Annotated in this window: 20 protein-coding genes; 8 read left to right on the forward strand and 12 right to left on the reverse strand. The window is 61.9% G+C overall.

Translation table 11 applies throughout. The features are described from left to right. Window positions 1-104 precede the first annotated feature (104 nt). Window positions 105-3,077, reverse strand: a complete 2,973-nt coding sequence (locus HX875_RS14260; RefSeq protein WP_177043659.1) for an autotransporter outer membrane beta-barrel domain-containing protein — start codon at window positions 3,075-3,077, stop codon at window positions 105-107. A 229-nt stretch (window positions 3,078-3,306) separates the two neighbouring features. On the opposite strand from HX875_RS14260, the gene HX875_RS14265 reads away from it, so the two are divergent. Together HX875_RS14265 and HX875_RS14270 are read left to right on the forward strand one after the other, a co-directional pair. Beyond that, window positions 3,307-4,641, forward strand: coding sequence for a HipA domain-containing protein (locus HX875_RS14265; RefSeq protein WP_177043660.1), 1,335 nt, complete (start codon window positions 3,307-3,309; stop codon window positions 4,639-4,641). Then, the gene (locus tag HX875_RS14270) at window positions 4,638-4,913 is read left to right on the forward strand and encodes a helix-turn-helix domain-containing protein (protein WP_177043661.1); all 276 of its coding nucleotides are present in this window, start codon (window positions 4,638-4,640) and stop codon (window positions 4,911-4,913) included. Before HX875_RS14265 ends, HX875_RS14270 begins: the two co-directional genes overlap by 4 nt. A gap of 100 nt (window positions 4,914-5,013) precedes the next feature. On the opposite strand, the gene HX875_RS14275 is transcribed toward HX875_RS14270, so the two are convergent. The 3 genes from HX875_RS14275 to HX875_RS14285 are packed head-to-tail and all read right to left on the reverse strand — an operon-like array spanning window position 5,014 to window position 6,774. Next, window positions 5,014-5,685, reverse strand: coding sequence for a GNAT family N-acetyltransferase (locus tag HX875_RS14275; protein WP_177043662.1), 672 nt, complete (start codon window positions 5,683-5,685; stop codon window positions 5,014-5,016). A 10-nt stretch (window positions 5,686-5,695) separates the two neighbouring features. After that, complete coding sequence (locus HX875_RS14280; protein WP_177043663.1) at window positions 5,696-6,142, reverse strand: GNAT family N-acetyltransferase; 447 nt, start codon at window positions 6,140-6,142, stop codon at window positions 5,696-5,698. Continuing rightward, on the reverse strand, window positions 6,139-6,774 hold the full coding sequence (locus HX875_RS14285) for an FMN-binding negative transcriptional regulator (RefSeq protein WP_177043664.1): 636 nt from the start codon (window positions 6,772-6,774) through the stop codon (window positions 6,139-6,141). The genes HX875_RS14280 and HX875_RS14285 overlap by 4 nt, the downstream gene beginning before the upstream one ends. Window positions 6,775-6,864: 90 nt before the next feature. Here HX875_RS14285 and pdxR point away from each other — a divergent pair, with 90 nt between their 5' ends. Continuing rightward, the gene (pdxR, locus tag HX875_RS14290; protein WP_177043665.1) at window positions 6,865-8,427 is read left to right on the forward strand and encodes a MocR-like pyridoxine biosynthesis transcription factor PdxR; all 1,563 of its coding nucleotides are present in this window, start codon (window positions 6,865-6,867) and stop codon (window positions 8,425-8,427) included. Window positions 8,428-8,457: 30 nt separating this feature from the next. Here pdxR and HX875_RS14295 read toward each other — a convergent pair whose 3' ends face one another. The 6 genes from HX875_RS14295 to aspA all read right to left on the reverse strand — a co-directional run bounded on the left by HX875_RS14295 (window position 8,458) and on the right by aspA (window position 16,111). Further along, a complete protein-coding gene (locus HX875_RS14295) occupies window positions 8,458-9,549 on the reverse strand; it encodes a polyamine ABC transporter substrate-binding protein (RefSeq protein WP_177043666.1) in 1,092 nt (363 codons plus the stop codon). Continuing rightward, window positions 9,546-10,580, reverse strand: coding sequence for a histone deacetylase family protein (locus HX875_RS14300; protein ID WP_177043667.1), 1,035 nt, complete (start codon window positions 10,578-10,580; stop codon window positions 9,546-9,548). Before HX875_RS14300 ends, HX875_RS14295 begins: the two co-directional genes overlap by 4 nt. Window positions 10,581-10,713: 133 nt before the next feature. Continuing rightward, on the reverse strand, window positions 10,714-11,706 hold the full coding sequence (locus HX875_RS14305; RefSeq protein ID WP_177043668.1) for an AraC family transcriptional regulator: 993 nt from the start codon (window positions 11,704-11,706) through the stop codon (window positions 10,714-10,716). Between the two features lie 50 nt (window positions 11,707-11,756). Continuing rightward, complete coding sequence (locus HX875_RS14310) at window positions 11,757-12,734, reverse strand: asparaginase (protein ID WP_177043669.1); 978 nt, start codon at window positions 12,732-12,734, stop codon at window positions 11,757-11,759. Window positions 12,735-12,820: 86 nt separating this feature from the next. Continuing rightward, window positions 12,821-14,272, reverse strand: coding sequence for an alanine/glycine:cation symporter family protein (locus HX875_RS14315; protein ID WP_177043670.1), 1,452 nt, complete (start codon window positions 14,270-14,272; stop codon window positions 12,821-12,823). A 414-nt stretch (window positions 14,273-14,686) separates the two neighbouring features. Continuing rightward, a complete protein-coding gene (gene aspA, locus HX875_RS14320) occupies window positions 14,687-16,111 on the reverse strand; it encodes an aspartate ammonia-lyase (RefSeq protein WP_010168341.1) in 1,425 nt (474 codons plus the stop codon). Window positions 16,112-16,292: 181 nt separating this feature from the next. On the opposite strand from aspA, the gene HX875_RS14325 reads away from it, so the two are divergent. The 5 genes from HX875_RS14325 (at window position 16,293) to HX875_RS14345 (ending at window position 20,088) form a co-directional block, all read left to right on the forward strand. Next, window positions 16,293-17,201: a LysR substrate-binding domain-containing protein gene (locus HX875_RS14325; RefSeq protein ID WP_177043671.1), complete on the forward strand. Its 909-nt coding sequence runs from the start codon at window positions 16,293-16,295 to the stop codon at window positions 17,199-17,201. Window positions 17,202-17,532: 331 nt separating this feature from the next. Then, the gene (gene purE / locus HX875_RS14330; RefSeq protein WP_003195648.1) at window positions 17,533-18,024 is read left to right on the forward strand and encodes a 5-(carboxyamino)imidazole ribonucleotide mutase; all 492 of its coding nucleotides are present in this window, start codon (window positions 17,533-17,535) and stop codon (window positions 18,022-18,024) included. Window positions 18,025-18,036: 12 nt separating this feature from the next. Then, window positions 18,037-19,122, forward strand: a complete 1,086-nt coding sequence (locus HX875_RS14335; protein ID WP_177043672.1) for a 5-(carboxyamino)imidazole ribonucleotide synthase — start codon at window positions 18,037-18,039, stop codon at window positions 19,120-19,122. A 105-nt stretch (window positions 19,123-19,227) separates the two neighbouring features. Continuing rightward, window positions 19,228-19,473 (forward strand): GlsB/YeaQ/YmgE family stress response membrane protein, encoded by a 246-nt coding sequence (locus HX875_RS14340; protein WP_003213408.1) that lies wholly within the window; start codon window positions 19,228-19,230, stop codon window positions 19,471-19,473. 78 nt (window positions 19,474-19,551) lie between these two features. After that, window positions 19,552-20,088 (forward strand): DUF3299 domain-containing protein, encoded by a 537-nt coding sequence (locus tag HX875_RS14345; RefSeq protein ID WP_177043673.1) that lies wholly within the window; start codon window positions 19,552-19,554, stop codon window positions 20,086-20,088. 59 nt (window positions 20,089-20,147) lie between these two features. Here the strand turns inward: HX875_RS14345 and HX875_RS14350 are convergent, their stop codons facing one another. Further along, window positions 20,148-21,047 (reverse strand): D-hexose-6-phosphate mutarotase, encoded by a 900-nt coding sequence (locus HX875_RS14350; RefSeq protein ID WP_177043674.1) that lies wholly within the window; start codon window positions 21,045-21,047, stop codon window positions 20,148-20,150. Window positions 21,048-21,105: 58 nt separating this feature from the next. Continuing rightward, the gene (locus tag HX875_RS14355; protein ID WP_003176975.1) at window positions 21,106-21,510 is read right to left on the reverse strand and encodes an acyl-CoA thioesterase; all 405 of its coding nucleotides are present in this window, start codon (window positions 21,508-21,510) and stop codon (window positions 21,106-21,108) included. Between the last annotated feature and the right edge of the window lie 187 nt (window positions 21,511-21,697).

The raw sequence follows: 21,697 nt of genomic DNA on the forward strand, positions 1-21,697 counted from the left end.
CCGACCTCTTGATGGATGAGGCCGGGAATTTAGCGAGGTGACGGGCAGATAAATGTCAGGCTGCCGACCCGTCGCGTGCGGGAGAAGTCTCTAGTGGGCGACGATTAAAAACTCATCTGCCATTGCCCGATCAGCCCGTGATTGCGGCTGTTACTGCCTATTTCTCCGGTGTAGCCCACACCTAAGGTATGGCGGGCCGACAGGCCTACGTCCAGGCCGGCCTCCAGCAGCAGGCTGTCGCGGTCCAGGGCGCTGCCTTCGACATTGAACGCGGTGCCGCCCATCAGGAAGGCCTGGCGCGTGCTGCTGTCGACATCGCCGTAGGTGTGTTTCCAGCCGGCGCTGACCCGTGGCGTGAGGCTGATGCCATTGTCCAGTTGGCTCAGGTGCGCCAGGCGCAGGCCGAAGGTACTGCTGAAATTATCCTGGGTTTGCCCGTCGACATGCAGGGCCGCGGCACCGCCTTTTTCGTTGTAGCTGTCGCGGTGGTAGCGCTGGTAGCCGAGGTTGGCGAACGGTTCGGCACTCAGGCGCCCGCTGCCCATGGCGTAACCCAGTTCGGCGAAGGCTTGCTGGCTGTTGGCGTCGTAGTCACCTTTGGGCCGGTCGCTGAAACCGTCGAAGGCTACGGTGCGTTTGCTGTCGCCCTGATGCCCGCTGTAGGCGGCGCCCAGGCGCAAGGCCAGCGAGCCGCTCTGGCGCATGGCGTAGACGCCGGCGTGCCAGCTGTCGACGCTGCCGTCGACGCCCGTGGTGTCCAGGTCGGTCTTCGAGTAACCGCCCAGCACACCTACGCGCCAGTCCGAATCGAGTGCCCAGTCGGCACCCAGCACGCTGCCTTTGGTGCGCTGGGTCAGGCCGTTGCTGCCATGGTCGCCGTCGAGCTTGCCGTAGCTGCCGATGCCTTGCAGCCACAGGCGGCCCCGGGCATTGGGGTCATTGAGGTTGCGCGCCTCGGCGGGTACGCCGGTGGCGGCCAATACCGGCGTGTCTTTTTGATCGAGGCCCACCAGCAATCCTGCGCCTCCACCCAGTTGATGCATGGCGCTCAGCATGCTGTTGCCCACCTGGGCGCTGGCGCCAAGGGTGGCGCTGGTCAGGTTGGCAGTGCTGCTGCCCGCCAGTTGTTCGATGGCAGCACCGGCGCTGCTGTTGGTGGTGTTGAGCAGGGCGTTATACAGCGCGTTGTTCTTGCCCAGGCTCGCCAGGGCGTTGGCGGCGCTGGTGCCGTTGCCGGTGTTGGCGAATTGATTGAAGGCCACATCGTTGCGGGTATAGGTCAGGCCGACCTGGGTGGGGCTGTAATCCAGGGTCGGCGTGAGGAAGGCATAGTCGCTGGTGACCTTGCCGAACGTGCCATTGATACTGCCGGCTTGCAGCACCGTGTAGTGGCTCTGCCACGGGTAGGTGCCGCTGCCGGGATTGATCGCCAGGGTCGCGCCATTCAGGTAGGCGGTGCCACCGACCTGCACCGGGGCGCTGCTGCCGTCGGCGTTCACGCCATAGGCCAGGGTCGAGCCGCCGGTCATGGTCAGGTCGCGGGTGATGCTGGCGGTGCCGAGTGCGGTATTGGTCTGCAAGGTGCCTTTGACCAACAGGCTGCCGACGCTGCCGCCACCGGCATAAATACCGCCTTCATCGACGGTCAGGTTGCCGGCGATCCCGCCCTGGTTGATCAGCTTGGCGCCGCTGAAAATCTCGCCGCCGTCGCTGAAATCGCCGCTGCCGGTGAGGGTCCAGGTGCCTTGCTTGACGTCCAGCCATTCGAAGTTGCGGCTGTCGCCAAAACTGCCGCCGGCGGCGTCGTCCATGGTCAGGCGGTCGTAGCCCGTGCCGCCGTCCACCACGCCGACGAAGCGGCTGCCACGGAGCAGGGTCAGCGTGTCATCGCCGCCGCCCAGATCCAGGGCCAGGCCGTTGCTGCCGCTGATGGTGCCTGCGTTGACCACCGCGTCGGCAAACTCGCCGACGAACTTCACGCCGAAGCCGTTCAGGCCCTGGATGGTGCCATGGTTGATCAGGGTGGTGGCTGCCAGTCCCGGGCCGTCGCTGCCGTCGTCCACCAGGATCGCGTTGTTGGCACCGCTTACCAATGCACCGACGCCGTTGAACACGTAGCCACCGCCGAGGGCGATGCCTTCGCTGCCGTTGGCAAAGCCGTTCTTGTCCACGCCACCGGCGCCCACGCCCTGGATGATGCCGTAGTTTTCGATGTGGGCGATTTTGTCGATGTCCACGCCATCGCCGTCGCCATCGGGTTGCAGCCCGGAATAGGCGCCGGTGATGGTGCCGTGGTTGATCACCGTGCCGTCGCCGTCGGAACCAAAGCCCGAGCCGTTGCGGCCGATCACCGTGCCGTAGTTGGTCAGCGTGGCGCCCAGGTCGGTGGTGATGCCGTGGCGCCCGCCGGAAATCAGGCCGTAGTTGGTCACCGTCACGCCGGTGGCGGAGTCGATGTCGACGCCGTCGAACTTGTCGTCCCGGGAGAAGGTGTCGCCGGTGGAAATCTCACCGTAGTTAGTGATGGTGGCGTTGGCGCCGGTCTTCATGCCGTCGCTGGCGTCGCCGCGAATCAACCCGCCCAGGCGGTTGATGATGGTGGTCGTGACATTGGGGCTGCGGATCGCATCCAGGTCCAGCCCTTGGCCGGTGGCGGAGCGAATGGTGCCGCTGTTGTCGATCAACAGGCTGCCGCTGGCGAAATTGCTGTCGATGCGCAGCGCGTCGTTGGCGCCCTGGATCACGCCGCCGGCGCGGTTGTAGATGCTGTAATTGCGCGTGCCGGTGAGGTCGCCGTTGCTGTCGATGGCGCGGCCGCCGGTGGAGATGATGCTGCCGGAGTTGTCGATCACTACGCCATTGCCGCTGGTGCTGCCAGCCAAGGTGACGGCCACTTTATTGGTGGTGACGCTACCGGGTGCCGAGATTGTCAGCGAGTCACTGCCGCCCAGGGTGAGCGCGGTGGTGGTCGGGGTGTCGATCTGCAATGTCTTGGGTGGAGCGGGTGCTGCGTCAGCCAAACTGCTGCCCACCAGCAGGCCGAGGGTGAGTGCGAGGCGCTGGGGTGACGGAGGCATGGCGGACGTCCTTGTTTTTAGAAAAGAGTCGACCTGTATAGCGGAGGTTTTTTACAGAATGATGGCGGGGAGCAAAATGGGAGTAGATTTGCATTTTATTGCGTTGTAGGGCCATGACTTCATCAGGATATGCATTTTAATGCATAAATATAATCTGCGACAAAGCGGTTTATGCACTATATTGCATTTTTGAGTGACCCAATTCCCCTATAGGTGCATTAAATTGCAGATGGCGACCACCTACCGATTGATGCTTCAGATATTTGCCAACGGCCGTTGGCATGACGCTGTGCGATTGGAATTTACTGAGCCGCAAAAGGGCTTCGACGGGCCTTGTCAGTTTGCTTATAGGCAGGACTATCTCGTCGAAAATCTTGAGGATATTCAGTTACCTTTTTCCAAAGCCGTTAGTGCGCGAGTGCCTTTGGATTGGGATGTTAAATTTCTGAAGACGGCCCCTGCCTTTCTACACGACATCGCACCTGCGGGTGCGGCAAAGCGATTTCTCATGGAGCATGTCGGTCGAGAGAAGCCTGACTATCTAAGTGCCGATTTATTTTTGCTGGGCCGCAGTACGCCAGCACCGATTGGCAATATGCGAATCAAGGAGTCAGTCGAGGTAGTGGATGACAGGCCTCCCATCGGGTTTCCTCGCAACGAGGTCGTTATACGAGACCAGAATTTCCTGGAGTATGCCTATGAACAAGGCGCGGCTATTGGCGGTGCAAGTGGGGCGGGCGGGGAAGCACCTAAGTTATTGATGGCTGAAGATGCAGAAGGGCTCCTGTATCCGGATGCCATATTGGTTGATGCGGATGTATCTCAACACTGGTTTATCAAGTTTGCCCGCAATAACGCGACCCAGAATGACCAAGACATATTGAGAAGCGAGTTTCACTACTACAAAGCACTCCAGGTACTGGGAATCGAAACGGTTGCCGCCCAGGGGCTTGCATTGGAAGAGGCCGCCAAGCCTAGCCTGTGGATGCACCGCTTTGATCGCAAGGTTACTGATCAAGGAGTCGAGCGTCTTGCTATTGAGTCGATCTACTCCCTGGCGAATGAGGTCATCCCTGGTGCCAGAATGGACCATATGGAGGTGGTCCGGTTGTTGGTCAACCAATGGAACAGTGCGGGTCAGGGCGACCAAACAGACGAACTGGTGGCGGAATATCTGCGCCGGGACCTATTGAATAAAATTTTGGGCAACTCAGACAATCATGGACGTAACACTTCGATTATCCGGGGGGAGGACTCGTTGCGACTGGCACCGATTTATGATTTGGCACCCATGGTAATGGACGCTGAAGGTATTCCCCGAACAACCAAGTGGCCAAAAAACTTAGAAGTGGGCGGTCAGATAGATTGGCGCGGGGTGTGCGATGCGTTGGTTGGCATTGTGGATCCCGAACAAGCCTTTGAGCGGTTGCGCAAAGATGCCGATCATTTGCGTGCGTTGCCGGATATTTTGGCGGGCAGTGGGCTGCCGTCAGTCACTATGAACCATCGTCACATCCCCCTCGGGAAGCTTGACCAGCGATTACAGGAGTGGGGGTTGAGATGACGATTACCATTGATGCTCGTGCCCTTTTAATTGAGAGCATTGAGCAAGGGTTAGCGGATGGTTCGCTTGAGATAGGCGAAGCCGTGCGTCGCTTGCGAAACGAAGTCACCGGTCTTCACCAAAGCCAATTCGCCAAGATGTGCAAAATTTCAGTGCGCACCTTGGTACATATCGAACATGGCGAGGGCAATCAGACGCTCAAATCGTTGAATGCGGTATTCAGGCCGTTTGGGTTGAAGATGGGGGTGGTGAAGGTCCGTAGAAATATGTAGGAAAGGCGATGGCGGTGTGTCAGTCGACGCAGTCAGTGACTGAGCCACCGCTATCGCAGGCAAGCCAGCTCCCACAGGTGTTTGGTGGCGTTTTATAGATTCAGGTTCGGCACTCTGCCAGTGTTTTCAATTGACCGGAGCCCGCCTGGTTTGCATCCGACAGCCACGCTTCAAACCCCGCCCCAATCGCTGGCCATTCCCCATCCAGGATCGAATACCACGCGGTATCCCGGTTCTGCCCCTTGACCACCATGTGCTGGCGAAACACCCCTTCAAAGCTGAATCCCAACCGCTCGGCCGCGTATTTGGAGCGGGCATTGCCGTTGTTGCACTTCCATTCCAGGCGACGGTAACCCTGTTCGAACGAGTACTTGGCCAGCAGGTACACCGCCTCGGTGCTTTTTGGTGAACGTTGCATCGGCGCGCCGAAGGTGACGTGGCCGATTTCGATGCGGCCCTGGGCCGGGACGATGGACATCAGGCTGAGGATGCCCTGTACGTCGCCGCTGGCTTTGTCGATCACGCTGAAGAAGTACGGGTCGCTGTTGGCTGCATGGTTGTTCAGCCAGGCATCGAAGGCGGCGCGCTCCAGAAACGGGCCGTATGGCAAATAGTCCCACAACTTCGGGTCGGCACCGGGGCCTTGCAGGGCTTGCCACAAACCATCGCCATGGCGGGCCGGGTCGAGTTTTTCGAGGCGGATGAAGCGCCCTTCGATAACGGTCGCGGTGGGCGCCGGAACACCTTTCCAATCGGCCAATGATGTCGACATGCTGCTCTCCTTAAAGACCTTTGCGGAACTGGATAAAGCCGGGGCGTTCGGCGATGCGTTCGTACAGCTGGATGGCGGTGGCGTTGGTATCGTGGGTCAGCCAGTGAACCTTGCAGCAGCCGTCGGCCTTGGCGGTGGCGTAGACGAATTCGATCAGTTTGCGGCCGACGCCGGTGCCGCGTTGGGCCGGGTCGACCAGCAGGTCCTGCAAGTAGCAGGAGTTTTCAATGCTCCAGTTGGAACGATGGTAGATGAAGTTGACCATGCCCACGGCCTTGCCGTCCTGCCAGGCGAGCGCCGAATGGGTGGGCTCGCTGGCGTCGATCAGGCGTTGCCAGGTGTTCTGGCTGACGGCGTCCGGCAGCTCGGTGTTGTAGAAACGCAGATAGGCCTGCCACAGGGGCAGCCATGCGGCGTGGTCGGCGGCGGTGACTGGGCGAATCTCGATCTGGCTCATGTTGGCTCCTTGGGAATAAAGCGGGCGAGGGTCTGGTCGCGCACGTCGGTGCTGGCGGCCAACCCTTCGCGAACGCCGGCGATATCCGCCGCGCTGCGGTTCTGGCTGAGTTTGCGTTTGCCTTCCAGGCGCTGGATCGGCAGGGCAAAGCCGACGATGGCCTTGAGCATGCCGTCGATGTAGTCGGCCGGCGCGTCGCTGACTTTCCACGGCTGGGTACGATTGCCTTCGTGGCGGTCGGTGAGGGCGCTGACCAGCGCGAGCAGGCGCTCGGCATCGGTGAACACCTCGGCGCTGCCGTAGGCGTGTACCGCGATGTAGTTCCAGGTGGGCACGACTTTGCCATGCTCAGCCTTGGCCGGGTAAAACGCCGGGCTGATGTAGGCCTCGGCGCCAGCAAAAATCACCAGGGCTTCGCTGCCATTCTGCAGGTCCTGCCACTGGCGGTTGGCTTTGGCCATGTGCCCGTACAGCGTGCCGTTGGGGCCTTCGTCGGGGTTGAGCAGCAGCGGCAAGTGGCTGGCTTGCAGGCCTTGCTCGCCAAAGGTGATCAGCTGCGCCAGGCGGGTGTGCTGGATCAGTTGCTGGATTTCGGGCAAGTCGTCGAGGGCAAAGGCGCGTGGTGTGTACATGAAGATTTTCCTTGGCGAATGCCTGCATCCTAGGCAGGCTATTGGTTCGTTGTAAGAGCCATCTAGCACCAATTTCATAGGTCCAATGTCATGCCTCCGATTGAGCCACCGTTGTCGTTCAACCCCGCCGGAATTGAACTGGATCGCCGTCAAGGCCTGACGCGCCAGCTTTACCAGGCACTACGCCAACGGGTGCTGGACGGGCGGCTGGTGAGCGGCACCCGGCTGCCCGCCAGCCGCGACCTGGCGGCGGCGTTGTCGATCTCCCGCAACAGTGTGGTGCGCGCCTACGACCAGCTGTATGCAGAAGGTTTTATCGAAGGTCGGGTCGGGGATGGCACTTACGTCGCGCAGTTGCCGCAAACCCGGGCCGTCGACAAAAAATTATCCACAAAAGTATCCACAGGGTTTTCCACAGTCTTATCCCCAGGGTTATCCACAAATTGGCTGGATTTACCTGTGGTTTCATCCAGCCAGGTTATCCACAGCCCCGCCTTGGGGCGAGTGGAAAGTAACCATTTGCCCCTCCCGCCAACGGGACCGCCACGGGCGTTTCGGGTGGGCGTGCCGGCCTTCGATCTGTTTCCCTTTGACGTGTGGGCCAAGCTGAATGCGGCTTTCTGGCGCAAGCCGGACCTGCAGCAACTGTGTTATGGCGACCCGGCAGGTGACGAGCGCTTGCGCGGCCTGATCGCTGCGTACTTGCGCAGTTCCCGCGGCATGCAGTGCACGGCTGAGCAAATAGTGATCACCAGTGGCGCACAGCAGGCAATCAGCCTTTGTGCACAGCTGCTGGTGGCGCCGGGGGACAGCGTGGCGGTGGAAAACCCGGGGTACCGCGCCGCAGGCCATGCCTTCGCGATTGCCGGGGCGAAACTTCACGGGGTGGCTGTGGACGGCGAGGGCATCGATTGCACGGCGCTGCATGCCATCGACCAGTGTCGCCTGGCCTATGTCACGCCTTCTCACCAGTACCCGTTGGGCGTGGTGATGAGCCTGGCGCGGCGCCTGGAACTGCTGGCCTGGGCCGAGCGCACCGGGGGCTGGATCATCGAGGACGATTACGACGGCGAGTACCGGTACAGCGGCGCACCGCTGGCGCCGTTGGCGGCGCTGGACCGCAGCGGGCGAGTGCTCTACGTCGGCACATTCGGCAAGGTGGCGTTTCCGGCATTGCGCCTGGGCTATCTGGTATTGCCCCAGAATTTGGTGCAGGCCTTCGCCCGGCGCCGGGCGGTGGATGTGCGCCATTCCGAGGTCAGTACCCAGGCGGTGATGGCCGAGTTCATGGCGGCCGGGCATTTCCAACGGCATGTGCGACGCATGCGCCGCGCCGCCTTGAGCCGTTTGAACACCTTGCTTGGCGAATGGCCCGAGGGCATCGACGGCATTGGCAAACTGCCCAGTGTGGCGGCCGGCTTGCACCTGACGGTGCCGGTGGATGATCTGGCGCGGGAGCGGGTTCTGGTTGCCCAGGCCGCAGCGGTGGGTGTGGAAATCAACGGGCTGAGCAGCTATTGGTTGCCCGACTCCAGCCCCTTGCCCGACCGGCATGCCGGGCTGGTCCTGGGCTTCGCCGCCGTGCCTGAAGCGCAAATCAGCCTCGCGCTGAGCCGCTTGGGCCAGGCGTGGGCATCCGCGGTAGTGAGTTAGCGGCACCCGCAGGTGCCGCCATTGCGCCGGTCAGGTGCCGGATTTGATCTTGGTCCAGGCCCGCGTGCGTGCGCGCTCGGCATCACGGCCCAGGGGTTTCAAAGTATACAGCGTGGCCATCGCCGCCTCGGTGGGGTACAGGTTGGGGTTGTTGCGGATCGCCGGGTCCACCAGGCTGGTGGCGTCCTTGTTGGGGTTGGGGTAACCGACAAAGTCGCTGATCGGCGCGATCACGCCCGGTTGCAGCAGGTAGTTGATAAAGGTGTAAGCGTCTTCCGGATCTCTTGCTCCCTTGGGAATCGCGAGCATGTCGAACCAGATCGGCGCGCCTTCCTTGGGCAGGCGCATGTCCACGGTCACGCCGTTCTTCGCTTCTTTGGCACGGTTGGCGGCCTGGGAGAAACTGCCGGAATAACCGACGGCCACGCAGATGTCACCGTTGGCAATATCAGCCATGTACTTGGACGAGTGAAAGTAGGTGATGTACGGGCGGATTTTCATCAGCAGCGCTTCGGCTTTGACATAGTCCGCCGGGTTGCTGCTGTTGGGGTCCAGGCCCAGGTGCTGCAAGGCCAGCGGCAGGATCTCCGACGGCGAATCCAGCAGCGCCACACCGCACTGCTTGAGCTTGCTGATGTTCTCTTCGTTGAAGATCAGGTCCCAGCTGTCCACTGGCGCATTTGCACCGAGCGCGGCCTTGACCTTGTCCGGGTTGAAGCCGATGAGGATGGTGCCGTACATGTAGGGCACGGCGAATTTGTTGCCGGGGTCGTTGGCTTCGATCAGCTTCATGAGCTTGGGATCGAGGTGGTTCCAGTTGGGTAGTTTGCTGCGGTCCAGGGGTTGGAACACCGAGGCTTCGATCTGCTTGGCCAGGAACACGTTGGACGGCACCACCACGTCATAGCCGGAGTTGCCGGTCAGCAGCTTGGCTTCCAGGGCTTCGTTGGTGTCGAAGATGTCGTAGACCAGTTTGACCTTGGGGTTCTGGGCCTTGAAGTCTTCCAGGGCCTTGGGGGTGATGTAGTCGAACCAGTTGTAAACCCGCAGGGTGGTTTCTTCGGCGTGTGCCACACCGCTGAACACCGCGGCGCACAGGACCAGATGCTTGAGCATGTTCATGATGCTGCCCCCTCAAACCCTTCAAGAACGTTGACGGCGTTGATGCCGATTTCTTCGACGGCGTAGCCGCCTTCCATCACAAACAGGGTCGGCTTGCCCAGTTGGGCGATGCGCGCGCCCATGGCCAGGTAGTCCGGGCTGTCGAGCTTGAACTGCGAGATCGGGTCGTCCTTGAACGTGTCGACACCCAGGGACACCACCACGATGTCGGCGCCATAGCGCTGGATTTCCTCACAGGCCTGTTCCAGCGCCGCACTCCAGGTATCCCAGCCCGAACCGGCCGGCAGCGGATAGTTGAAGTTGAATCCTTCGCCCGGGCCTTCCCCCAGCTCATCGGCGTAACCCAGGAAGAACGGAAACTCCGCCTCCGGGTGGCCGTGGATCGAGGTGAACAGCACGTCGCTGCGTTCGTAGAAGATCGATTGGGTGCCGTTGCCGTGGTGGTAGTCCACGTCAAGAATCGCGACCTTTTTGTGGCCCTGGTCGAGAAACGCCTGGGCGGCGATGGCGGCGTTGTTGAGGTAGCAATAGCCGCCCATCAAGTCGCTGGCGGCGTGATGCCCGGGTGGGCGACACAGGGCGAAGGCACTGCGGGCGCCTTGCTGGATCGCTTGTTGGGCGGTCAGTGCAACCTGGGCTGCGCTGTAGGCGGCTTGCCAGGTGCCGGCGGTAATCGGCGCGCCGCCGTCGAAGCTGTAATAGCCAAGTTGGCCGTGCAGGCTGGTGGGAATCACCTTGCGCAAGGTGCGGGCGGGCCAGGTGTAGGGCAGCAAGTCGCCGTCCTGGTTAAATTCCGTCCAGCGTTGCCAGGCGCCCTTGAAGAAGTCCAGGTAGGCCGGGCTGTGGATACGTTGCAGCGGCGCCAGGCCGAAGTCCTGCGGCACATGCACCGGGCCCAGCTCGCGCTCCTTGACCCGTTGCAGCACATGGTCGGCGCGGGAGGGCATTTCAAAGCAGGGCATCAACTGCCCGTCCATCAACTCGCAGCGGCCGTGGTGCAGGTGGTGATCGTCTGAATAGATCGTCAGCATATTGTTGTTCTCCGCAGGCTGTATCGGTGCATGCAGTCTTGCGGCGGGCAGGGTTTATGAGAACGGCAGGAGCGGCCAAAAGGGGATAAATACGGCCAATGTGTGTGACCGCAATTCGCCCCTCAATGGGGCGTCATGCGCGAAATTGGCTCGGCGCCACGCCGCTCCAGCGTACAAACGCGTGGCGGAAGCTGGCGGTCTCGCTGAAACCCAGCGCTTCGGCAATCCGGTAGATCGGCAGCTCGTCCTCCCCCAGCAACTGCTTGGCCCGCTCGAAGCGCAGCTCGTCGAGCAGTTCCTGGTAGCTGCAACCCTGTTCGTGCAGGTGCCGGCGCAGGGTGCGCGCCGAGCAGTTCATCTGTTGGGCCAACCCCTCAAGGCCGGGCGCGGCCTGCAATTGGCCAGCGAGCACTTGGCGGATCCGCCCCAGCCACGCCTGGCGGCCGGTGAACTCCAGGTTCTGCTTGCGGCAACGTTCGGCCATGGCCTGGTGGGTAACGGCGTCCGCCAGTGGTAACGGCTGGTCGAGCCAGCGTCTGTCGAAGGCAAAGGCATTGGCCGTGGCTTGAAACTGCAACGGGCAGTCGAAGCGTTCGCGGTAGCGCGCCTGATAATCCGGCGCGTCGTATTCAAAGCGCGCACCGAGCAATGGCAGCGGATGGCCCAGCAAGTCGTCGCAGATGACTTTCAGGGAGACCAGGCAGAACTCGACGTTGAAGGTTTCCAGCGCCGGGTTCTCCCGGTAATCGCCGGCGCTGAACCAGATGCGCTCGCCGTCTTCCACCAGGCTCAGCTCGAAAAGTGTTCCCAACAGCGCCGGATAACGCAGGGCCAGGCGCAAAGCGTCACCGAAGGTGGCACTGGTAAGCAGGGCATAGCCGAGCATGCCGTAGGACGAAACGTGCATGCGCCGGCCCAGTTCCAGGCCGATATCCCGCTGCAACGCCACGGCATTGGCGCACACCCGCATCTCCTGGTTGGTGGTGATGCGTGTGTCGGCGCGGCTCAAGTCTGCCGGGCAGATGCCGCTTCCGGCGAGCAGGGCATCGCCGGGCAAGCCTTGGTCCTTGAAGGTGCCGAGCACCAGCGATACCGCGTTGAGGGTCGTGAGGTGGGAGTGCAGCATGGGAGCTTCCAGCCAGGGGATGGCTGGAAGAGGAGCAAGTTATATGCCGGTCAGCTCAACTCGCCACACAGGTCGAGCTCCACCAGGCGGCGGATTTCGGTGCTGTCCAGCCCTGCGCCGAGCAGTGCGTTGAGTTTGCCGAACGCGGCTTCCCGGGTCATCCCGCCGCCGGACAACACGCCCACGCTGCGCAAGCGGCTGCCGGCTTCATACACATCCAGCTCCACGCCGCCTTCATGGCATTGGGTGATTGCCACCACGACCACGCCGTTGTCCTGCGCCCGCTTGAGGCTGGCGAGGAATTCGGGGTTGTCGCTCGGCCCGGTGCCGCTGCCGAAGCATTCGAGCACCAGCGCCTGGATGCCGCTGTCGATCAGCGCATCTAACTGCGCGGCGGCAATGCCGGGCACCAAGGGCAACACGCCGACATTGGCCAGCGCCTTGGCCTGGCGGTAATGCAGCGCTGCCGGAAGCATTTCTGCCTGGGCCACGCCGCCGTTACGCTGCAACGCGGCAAACGGATGGCGACCAAAACTGCGGATTTTTGCGCAGCGGGTTGGGGCCATCAGCACGCCGTGGAAATACAACTGCACGCCCGGTACCAGGCCTTCGCCCAAGGCCACCAGCGCGCCGCTGACGTTTTCCCAGGCATCGCTGTCGGGCACGCCGGCCGGCAGCATCGAACCGGTAAACACCACCGGTACAGGCAGGCCCAGCAGTTGGAAACTCATGGCCGCCGCACTGTAGGCCAGGGTGTCGGTGCCGTGCAGGATCAGCACGGCGTCGCAGCCGGCATCCACCGCTTCGATCACCGCCACACGCAAGCGCTGCCAGTAGGCGGGCGTCATGTTGGCGCTGTCGATCAGCGGGGACATTTCCTGGAAGCGCCAGGCCGGCACGTCCAGTTGGGCGAGGGCTTCGCTCATGCGGGCTTCAAAACCCGAAGCCGGCGCCAGGCCGTTGGCGCTGGCCTGCATGCCGATGGTGCCACCGGTGTAGAGCACCATGATGTTAGTAGCTGGGGACATCGAAGAATCTCCTGAACGAAAAACGCCGCCGGGCCCAGAGCATGCCCAAGGCCGGGCGGCGTGTCATCTATCTAGGCTTGCGACGCTTAGCGCTGGGCTTGAGCGTTCAGTTCTGCCGAGGCTGTTGCGGCAGGTTCCGGCTTCACCGGATTGGCCGGCCAGGCCTTGCGGTCCAGGTCCAGGTCCGGGAACTGGCTGGAATCGAACACCGGGGTCTTGATGCCCGCAGCGCGCTGGTTGTCGTAGTCGTTCAGGATGCGCATGGCGATCTTGAACAGGAACGCCAGGGCGAACAGGTTGACGAACGCCAGCAGGGTCATGGTGATGTCGGCGAAGGCGAACACGGTGCCGAGGTTCTCGATGGAACCCCAGAAAATCAGCACCAGCACCAGCGCGCGGTAGCCCATCAACACCTTGCGGTTGTCGCCCACAATGAAGCGCAGGTTGCTCTCGCCGAGGTAGTAGTTGTACATGATCGAGGTGAACACGAACAACGCCAGGGCTACCGAGATGAACATCCGGCCCCAGTCACCCACCACGGCCGCCAGGGAGTTCTGGGTCAGGGCAATGCCGTCGCCTTCGAAGCCCGGAGTGTAGAAACCGGACAGCAGGATCAGCAGCGCGGTGCAGGTGCAGATCACGAAGGTGTCGAGGAATACGCTGAACGCCTGAACCACGCCTTGGGCGATCGGGTGTTCAACCGAGGCCACGGCCGCCACGTTAGGCGCACTGCCCAGACCGGCTTCGTTGGCGAAAACGCCGCGCTTCACACCCATGATGATTGCGCTGCCCACCAGGCCACCGAAGGCTTGGTCGAGGCCGAAGGCGCTCTTGACGATGGTCGCGAGCATGGCCGGCACGTGGTCGAATTGCAGCACGATCACGTACAGGGTCACGGCGATGTAGACCAGGGTCTTGACCGGTACCAGCAGGTCCGCAATCGAGGCGATACGCTTGATCCCGCCGATGAACACCAGGCCCAGCAGCACGGCCAGGGCCAGGCCGGTGTAGGTGGTGTCCAGGCCAAACGCGTTGTTCAGCGAGTGAGTCACGGCGTGGGCTTGCAGGCCGTTGAAGGCGAAACCGAAAGTCACCAGCAGCAGGAACGCCATGACCATGCCCAGCCAGCGTTTTTGCAGGCCGTGCTGAATGTAGTAAGCCGGGCCGCCACGGTAGGTGCCTTCAGCGTCGGTGCGCTTGTAGAGCTGGCCGAGGGAGCATTCGATAAAGCTCGAGGACATGCCCACCAGTGCGGTGACCCACATCCAGAATACGGCGCCCGGGCCACCCAGGGTCACGGCAATGCCGACGCCTGCGATGTTGCCGGCACCCACGCGCCCGGCGAGGCTGAGCATCAGCGCCTGGAACGAGCTGAGCTGGCCGGAGCTGCTCTTGAGGCTGTCTTTGAACACCGAAAACATGTGGAAAAAGTGACGCAACTGAACGAAACGCGAGCGGATCGTGAAGTAACCACCGAGCCCGACAATGAGCACGATCAATACTTTCCCTGAGAGGAAGTCGTTGATGACTTCTAGCATGGAGTGTTCCTCGCTGATTTTTCTAATGGCAAACGCAGGACGGTCCGACGCATCGCTCGGCACCAGGCAGTGCACGACGCTTCGCCCCAATCCTTTTGCGGGTGTTGTTATTCATGCGGTTTCGCGCTTCCCAGGGTCTCGTTACCGACGACCGCTGACGCGAAGAGGGGCGGCACTATACCTAGGAGTGTGTGATCCGTCTGCACGAGGCGATTAAAGGTTTGTAGGAGCGAGCTTGCTCGCGAAGGTCTTTAACGGTGATGTTGGCTGTCTGGATGATTGCGGTCTCCTTGCGTTTTTCGCGAGCAAGCTCGCTCCTACAAGCAAAAAAAAGGGCCTGAAGAACGAGCCTTCAGGCCCTCAAAAGGTGAGAGGTGTCTAGTCCCTCAACCTGGTGAGCGGTGCAACAAACGCTTAGGCCTTCAACGGGACCAAACGTGGGGCAATCATGTTTTCGGGGCGCAGGATGTCGTCGAGCATGGCGTCGTCGAGCAAGCCTTCTTCGCGCACCAGTTCCAGCACGCCGCGGCCGCTTTCAAGGGCGATACGGGCGATGCGGGTGGCGTTTTCATAGCCGATGTACGGGTTCAGAGCGGTGACCAGGCCGATGGAGTGTTCCACCAGCTCGCGGCAGCGGGCTTCGTTGGCGGTGATGCCGACGATGCAGTGCTCGCGCAGCATGTCCATGGCGCGTTGCAGCAGGCGGATCGAGTCGAAGATCTTGTAGGCGATCAACGGCTCCATCACGTTCAGTTGCAGCTGGCCGCCTTCGGCCGCGATGGTCAGCGCCAGATCGTTACCGATGATCTGGAACGCCACCTGGTTCACGGCCTCCGGGATTACCGGGTTGACCTTGCCGGGCATGATCGAGCTGCCTGGCTGGCGAGCCGGCAGGTTGATTTCGTTGATGCCGGTGCGTGGGCCGCTGGACAGCAGGCGCAGGTCGTTGCAGATCTTCGAGAGCTTCACCGCGGTACGCTTGAGCATGCCGGAGAACAGCACGAAGGCGCCCATGTCGGAGGTGGCTTCGATCAGGTCGGCAGCCGGTACCAGCGGCTGGCCGCTGATGGTGGCCAGGCGTTGAACGGCCAGGGCCTGGTAACGCGGGTCGGCGTTGATGCCGGTACCGATGGCGGTGCCGCCCAGGTTCACTTCGGTCAGCAGTTCTGGCGCCAGGGTTTTCAGGCGGGCCAGGTCTTCACCGAGGGTGGTGGCGAAGGCGCGGAATTCCTGGCCGAGGGTCATCGGCACGGCGTCTTGCAGCTGGGTACGGCCCATCTTCAGGACGTGGCTGAATTCTTCACCTTTGGCGGCGAACGACTGGATCAGGCTGTCGAGGCTGGCCAGCAGGGCGTCGTGGCCCAGCAGCAGACCCAGGCGGATCGCGGTCGGGTAGGCGTCGTTGGTCGACTGCGCCATGTTCACGTCGTTGTTGGGGTGCAGGTACTGGTATTCGCCCTTGTTGTGGCCCATGGCCTCCAACGCGATGTTGGCGATGACTTCGTTGGCATTCATGTTGGTTGAAGTGCCAGCGCCGCCTTGAATCATGTCCACCACGAACTCTTCGTGGAAATCGCCGCGGATCAGACGGGCACAGGCTTCGCTGATGGCAGCGTGCTTGGCTTCGCTGAGCTGGCCCAACTCGCGGTTGGCGTCAGCGGCCGCTTGCTTGACCATTGCCAGGCCGACCACCAATTTCGGGTAATGCGAAATCGGAACGCCCGAGAGGCGGAAGTTGTTCACCGCTCGCAGGGTCTGGATGCCGTAATACGCTTGAGCAGGTACTTCGAGTACGCCAAGCAGGTCTTTTTCTGTGCGGAAAGATGCAGCGGAGGACATGACGGAAATCATCTCGATAGGGACCCGGGCTAGGCCGGAACGCTGTGAATGCTAGGCTTGCGGGAAGTTTTGGGCCAATGCTGTTAAACACTGGCCTATGCATAAACGGCATAATGTCGGTGTGACCCCGTTACCATGGCGGACGTGTGTGCCAAAATGGTGCGTGCCCCGGGAGGATGTGATGAACCTTGAAAGCAAATGGCTGGAAGACTTTAGCGCCCTGGCTGCTACTCGCAGCTTCTCCCAGGCGGCTGAGCGGCGCTTTGTCACCCAGCCGGCGTTCAGTCGGCGCATCCGCAGCCTGGAGGCCGCGCTTGGCCTGACCCTGGTCAATCGCTCGCGCACTCCGGTCGAACTGACGGCGGCGGGGCAGTTGTTCCTGGTCACCGCGCGTACCGTGGTCGAGCAGCTCGGCGAAGTGCTGCGGCACTTGCATCACCTGGAAGGCGGGCAGGGCGAAGTCATGCAGGTGGCGGCGGCCCACTCCCTGGCGCTGGGCTTTTTCCCACGCTGGATCGCGCAACTGCGCAATGAAGGACTGAACATCGCCACCCGGTTGGTCGCCACTAACGTCGGCGACGCGGTGCACGCGCTGCGCGAAGGCGGTTGTGACTTGATGCTGGCGTTCTACGACCCGGACGCCGCGATGCAGATGGACCCGGAGATTTTCCCGTCGCTGCACCTGGGCAACACCGAGATGCTCCCGGTGTGCGCCGCCGATGCTGACGGCAAGCCGCTGTTCGACCTGGAAGGCGAGGGCAGCGTGCCGCTGCTGGCCTACAGTGCCGGCGCGTTTCTCGGGCGTTCGGTAAACCTGTTGCTGCGCCAGCGAGCGCTGCGCTTCACCACGATTTACGAAACCGCCATGGCCGACAGCCTGAAAAGCATGGCCCTCGAAGGCCTGGGCATTGCCTGGGTGCCGCAGTTGAGTGTGCGGGCGGAGCTGGCGCGGGGCGAACTGGTGGTGTGCGGCGGTGCGCAATGGCATGTGCCGCTGGAGATTCGTTTGTACCGCTGCGCCCTGGTGCGCAAGGCGAACGTGCGGTTGTTGTGGCGCAAGCTGGAAGGTGGAGCGGCGCAGAATACCTGAGCCAACACAGGTCAAAGGTGGGAGCTGGCTTGCCTGCGATTGCGGTGGGTCAGCGCCTGAAATGTTGGCTGATTCACCGCTATCGCAGGCAAGCCAGCTCCTACAGGGTTTTGCGGTGTTTTCGCTGACCTGGAAGTCAATAAAACCGCTACTTTGCGCCACTGGACAGATGGTCATTCCAGGGGCTGTTTATCTGCGTTATTACGGTATACTGCGCGGCCTTCGGCCGGTCCAACCGGCCTTAATTCGTACACCAAGCCACGCCGGATTTCCCGCGTGGCTTGTTGTTTTTTGACGCGCCTGCGGGCGCCCAGAGAGAAGAGGCACGACGATGAGTGCATTGGTTGGCGTGATCATGGGCTCCAAGTCCGATTGGTCCACCCTTAGCCACACCGCCGATATGCTGGAAAAACTCGGCATTCCCTACGAAGTGAAGGTGGTTTCCGCCCACCGCACGCCGGATTTGCTGTTCCAGTATGCCGATGAAGCAGAATCCCGTGGTATCGAGGTGATTATCGCCGGTGCCGGCGGTGCCGCTCACCTGCCTGGCATGTGTGCCGCCAAGACTCACCTGCCCGTGCTGGGCGTACCGGTGCAGTCGTCGATGCTCTCGGGCGTGGATTCGCTGTTGTCCATCGTGCAGATGCCCGCCGGTATTCCGGTGGCTACCCTGGCGATCGGCAAGGCCGGCGCGATCAACGCAGCATTGCTGTCTGCCAGCATCCTCGGCGCCAAGCACCCGCAGTTCCACGCGGTGCTGAAAAAATTCCGTGCTGAGCAGACAGACAGCGTCCTGGACAATCCAGACCCACGCATTGCCTGAGGTTGTTGATTGATGAAAATCGGTGTAATCGGTGGCGGCCAACTGGGCCGCATGCTGGCCCTGGCGGGTACGCCGCTGGGGATGAACTTCGCTTTCCTGGACCCGGCGCCAGACGCCTGCGCGGCTGCGCTGGGTGAACACCTGCGGGCTGACTACAGCGACCCGGACCACCTGCGCCAACTGGCCGATGAAGTCGACCTGGTGACCTTCGAGTTCGAAAGCGTCCCGGCCGAAACCGTGGCCTTCCTGTCGCAGTTCGTGCCGGTGTACCCGAGCGCCGAAGCCTTGCGCATCGCTCGCGACCGCTGGTTCGAGAAGAGCATGTTCAAGGACCTGGGCATCCCGACGCCGGCCTTCGCCGACATCCAGTCCCAGGCCGACCTGGACGCTGCAGTCGCCTCCATCGGCCTGCCGGCCGTGCTGAAAACCCGCACACTGGGTTATGACGGCAAGGGCCAGAAAGTCCTGCGCACCGCTGCCGATGTGGTCGGTACCTTCGCCGAGCTTGGCAGCGTCGCCTGCCTGCTGGAAGGCTTCGTGCCGTTCACCGGTGAAGTCTCGCTGATCGCCGTGCGTGCCCGGGATGGCGAAACCCGCTTCTACCCGCTGGTGCATAACACCCACGACAGCGGCATCCTCAAGCTGTCCGTGGCCAGCACCGACCACCCGCTGCAAGCCCTGGCCGAAGATTATTCGAGCCGCGTGCTCAAGCAGCTGGATTACGTCGGCGTGATGGCGTTCGAGTTCTTTGAAGTCGACGGCGGCCTCAAGGCCAACGAAATCGCTCCGCGAGTGCACAACTCCGGGCACTGGACCACCGAAGGCGCCGAGTGCAGCCAGTTCGAAAACCACCTGCGGGCGGTAGCGGGCTTGCCATTGGGCTCCACGGCCAAGGTCGGCGAGAGCGCCATGCTCAACTTTATCGGCGTGGTGCCGCCGGTTGAGCGCGTGATCGCCATCGACGACTGCCATCTGCATCACTACGGCAAGGCCTTCAAGGCCGGGCGCAAGGTCGGCCACGCCAACCTGCGCTGCAAGGACCACGCGACGCTGCAAGCGCAGATCCTCAAGGTTGAGGCGTTGATCGCCGAGCAATAAGCCGAGTCCGACGGGAACCATTGGTGACCGTCGTCTCTCTGATTGCAGGACGCCAAAGTCTGACTAGGCTTTGGCTTACGCACACTCAATTCAGAGGGAAATGCCATGGGCATCATTGGAACCATCTTTATCGGCCTGATCGTCGGCCTGCTGGCGCGTTTCCTGAAACCAGGCGACGACAGCATGGGCTGGATCATGACCATCCTGCTGGGTATCGCCGGTTCGCTGGTTGCGACCTATGGTGGCCAGGCGCTGGGCATCTATCAGGCTGGCCAGGGTGCAGGCTTCATCGGCGCGCTGGTAGGTGCCGTGGTACTGCTGGTGATCTACGGTCTGCTGAAAAAGAAGTAATTTAGCGACCAGGCCCTCTGCGCTGCGCAGGCGCAGAGGGCTAGAATGCCGGCACTGTATTCCTTGCCGAGCCTCTCCATGCGCCGTCTTCTGTTGACTCTTCTTTTGCTGGGCTGTGGCCTGGCGCACGCTGGCGAACTGCCGGAAACCGACTGGCTGGAACTGATGCCCAAGTCGGACCAGAAAGCCCTCGAAGAAATGCCCGAAATCGACCACAACTCCCCGGAAGCCCAAGGCACCTTCACCGCAAAGGGTGGCCTGAAGCAGAGCAAGGGCTTGCCGGCGGTGATGTATTCCACCAAGACCGTGGCCGCGATGAACGGCAAGAACATTCGCATCGGCGGCTACCCTGTGCCGCTGGAAACCGACGCCAAGGGTCGCAGCACGCTGTTCTTCCTGGTGCCTTACCCGGGCGCGTGCATCCACGTGCCGCCACCGCCGCCCAACCAGTTGGTGCTGGTGCGTTATCCCAAGGGGTTGAAGCTGGATGATATCTACACGCCGCTGTGGGTCACGGGCACGCTGAAGGTGGAGAAGGTCAACAACGACCTGGCCGATGCGGCCTATGCGCTGGATGCGGGGAAGGTACGGGCAGTCAAAGAGTCGGACTTGTAAGCCGCGACGCAATTCAAAATGTGGGAGCTGGCAAGCCAGCTCCCACATTTGATTGGGTTTTACAGGGCGATACCGCTGATGCTCACACCCAGGGTATGGCTTTGACCCGGTGCCAGTGTCACCGCATCGTCCAGCACGTTCGCCGTCTCGATGCACAGCATCCCCTGCCAGCCGTCGTCGGCCATGTCGCTGAAGGCCTTGGCACGTTCGGTCCACGGGTTCCAGATCACCGTCGAGCGCGAGCCCGTGCTGGTGAGCTGGACGCGACGCTGCCAGTCTTTATCGACAATGTTCAGTTGCGCCGGCGTGTCGAGGTAGATGCGGTCGGTCTCGGCGGTGAAGTGCAGGAGCCCGGATTGCTGCTTGTGGGTCCAGCCGTCGGCGGTATCGATATAGGTCAGGCCGTCCAACCCTTCGACCTGCACCTTGCGTACATCACTGACGGCAAAGTAGCTGTGCAGCGCCTGGCTGAGGCTGACGGTCTCGGTGCCACGGTTATGGCTGGTCAGGCGGATGTGCAGTTGATCATCCAGCAGGATGCTCATCTTCACGTCGACCTGATGGGGCCAGCCCGGGAATCCACCTTCGGGCACCGGCAGTTCCAGCTCCACACGCAGCGCTGTGCCTTGCGCTTCAACGCCCGCCAACGTCCAGTCGGCGGTCCGCACGAAACCATGGGCGCCAGCCGGCTCATCACCCTGGTACATGGCCTTGACGCTCTGCGGGTTACGGTCAAATACGCCAAACCACGGCCAGCACACCGGCACGCCGGTACGAATGCCTTTGCCTTTCTTGAACACCACTTCGTCGTTGGGCCAGATCAGCGGCTTCTCGCCGGCGCGCTGGTAGCTGACGATGTGCGCACCTTGCTGGGCCACCACCAATTCGGCGCCGTCATGGCGGATGCGCCAGGCGTTCAGCTCATCCAGTTTTACGGTTTCAACGTTGGGTGTAGACATGGGCGCGCGCTCTCAATGGCAGACAATGGGGCAATGGACCGTCAAAACGTCGCGATGTTTAACGCGCCCGCGACGGAACCGAGCGGGTGCGACCGCTGCCGTCGATGGCCACGAACACAAACACTGCCTCGGTCACCTTGCGCCATTCGCTGGACAATGGGTCGTCGCTCCACACTTCGACCATCATCTGGATCGAGCTGCGGCCGATTTCCAGGGCCTGGGTATAGAAGGACAATTGCGCGCCGACAGCCACCGGCACCAGGAATGCCATGCGGTCAATGGCGACGGTCGCCACGCGGCCACCGGCAACCTTGCTTGCCATGGCCGTGCCGGCCAGGTCCATCTGTGCGACCAGCCAGCCGCCGAAGATGTCGCCGAAACCGTTGGTTTCACGCGGGAGTGCGGTGATTTGCAGGGCGAGATCGCCTTGCGGGATAGGATCTTCTTGTTCGAGTTCGATCATGCCGGTGCCTCTGACCCGTGACGCTTCATGGGTATTTCAAGTGGATAGCCGTCTTCTGGAAAAACGTTTCAGCACCAACATACACCGCTCGATGCGTTTCTCGTAAGGCGTACTAAAGGGAAACTCTGCCAAATCGGCTGGCGGGCGGCCAACGACGTTTTGGCACAGCAGCCCCTCAAGGATGCGG

It is taken from the genome of Pseudomonas yamanorum, assembly GCF_013386765.1.
Classification (GTDB): Bacteria; Pseudomonadota; Gammaproteobacteria; order Pseudomonadales; family Pseudomonadaceae; genus Aquipseudomonas; species Aquipseudomonas yamanorum_A.

What these genes read in the sequence shown, in the direction of transcription:
- HX875_RS14350 (WP_177043674.1), bottom strand. Translation starts at nt 21,047, where the DNA reads ATGTCTACACCCAACGTTGAAACCGTAAAACTGGATGAGCTGAACGCC.
- HX875_RS14265 (WP_177043660.1), top strand. Translation starts at nt 3,307, where the DNA reads ATGGCGACCACCTACCGATTGATGCTTCAGATATTTGCCAACGGCCGT.
- HX875_RS14340 (WP_003213408.1), top strand. Translation starts at nt 19,228, where the DNA reads ATGGGCATCATTGGAACCATCTTTATCGGCCTGATCGTCGGCCTGCTG.
- purE (WP_003195648.1), top strand. Translation starts at nt 17,533, where the DNA reads ATGAGTGCATTGGTTGGCGTGATCATGGGCTCCAAGTCCGATTGGTCC.
- HX875_RS14310 (WP_177043669.1), bottom strand. Translation starts at nt 12,734, where the DNA reads ATGTCCCCAGCTACTAACATCATGGTGCTCTACACCGGTGGCACCATC.
- HX875_RS14315 (WP_177043670.1), bottom strand. Translation starts at nt 14,272, where the DNA reads ATGCTAGAAGTCATCAACGACTTCCTCTCAGGGAAAGTATTGATCGTG.
- HX875_RS14285 (WP_177043664.1), bottom strand. Translation starts at nt 6,774, where the DNA reads ATGTACACACCACGCGCCTTTGCCCTCGACGACTTGCCCGAAATCCAG.
- HX875_RS14280 (WP_177043663.1), bottom strand. Translation starts at nt 6,142, where the DNA reads ATGAGCCAGATCGAGATTCGCCCAGTCACCGCCGCCGACCACGCCGCA.
- HX875_RS14300 (WP_177043667.1), bottom strand. Translation starts at nt 10,580, where the DNA reads ATGCTGACGATCTATTCAGACGATCACCACCTGCACCACGGCCGCTGC.
- HX875_RS14355 (WP_003176975.1), bottom strand. Translation starts at nt 21,510, where the DNA reads ATGATCGAACTCGAACAAGAAGATCCTATCCCGCAAGGCGATCTCGCC.
- aspA (WP_010168341.1), bottom strand. Translation starts at nt 16,111, where the DNA reads ATGTCCTCCGCTGCATCTTTCCGCACAGAAAAAGACCTGCTTGGCGTA.
- HX875_RS14295 (WP_177043666.1), bottom strand. Translation starts at nt 9,549, where the DNA reads ATGAACATGCTCAAGCATCTGGTCCTGTGCGCCGCGGTGTTCAGCGGT.
- HX875_RS14270 (WP_177043661.1), top strand. Translation starts at nt 4,638, where the DNA reads ATGACGATTACCATTGATGCTCGTGCCCTTTTAATTGAGAGCATTGAG.
- HX875_RS14275 (WP_177043662.1), bottom strand. Translation starts at nt 5,685, where the DNA reads ATGTCGACATCATTGGCCGATTGGAAAGGTGTTCCGGCGCCCACCGCG.
- HX875_RS14345 (WP_177043673.1), top strand. Translation starts at nt 19,552, where the DNA reads ATGCGCCGTCTTCTGTTGACTCTTCTTTTGCTGGGCTGTGGCCTGGCG.
- HX875_RS14305 (WP_177043668.1), bottom strand. Translation starts at nt 11,706, where the DNA reads ATGCTGCACTCCCACCTCACGACCCTCAACGCGGTATCGCTGGTGCTC.
- HX875_RS14335 (WP_177043672.1), top strand. Translation starts at nt 18,037, where the DNA reads ATGAAAATCGGTGTAATCGGTGGCGGCCAACTGGGCCGCATGCTGGCC.
- pdxR (WP_177043665.1), top strand. Translation starts at nt 6,865, where the DNA reads ATGCCTCCGATTGAGCCACCGTTGTCGTTCAACCCCGCCGGAATTGAA.
- HX875_RS14325 (WP_177043671.1), top strand. Translation starts at nt 16,293, where the DNA reads ATGAACCTTGAAAGCAAATGGCTGGAAGACTTTAGCGCCCTGGCTGCT.
- HX875_RS14260 (WP_177043659.1), bottom strand. Translation starts at nt 3,077, where the DNA reads ATGCCTCCGTCACCCCAGCGCCTCGCACTCACCCTCGGCCTGCTGGTG.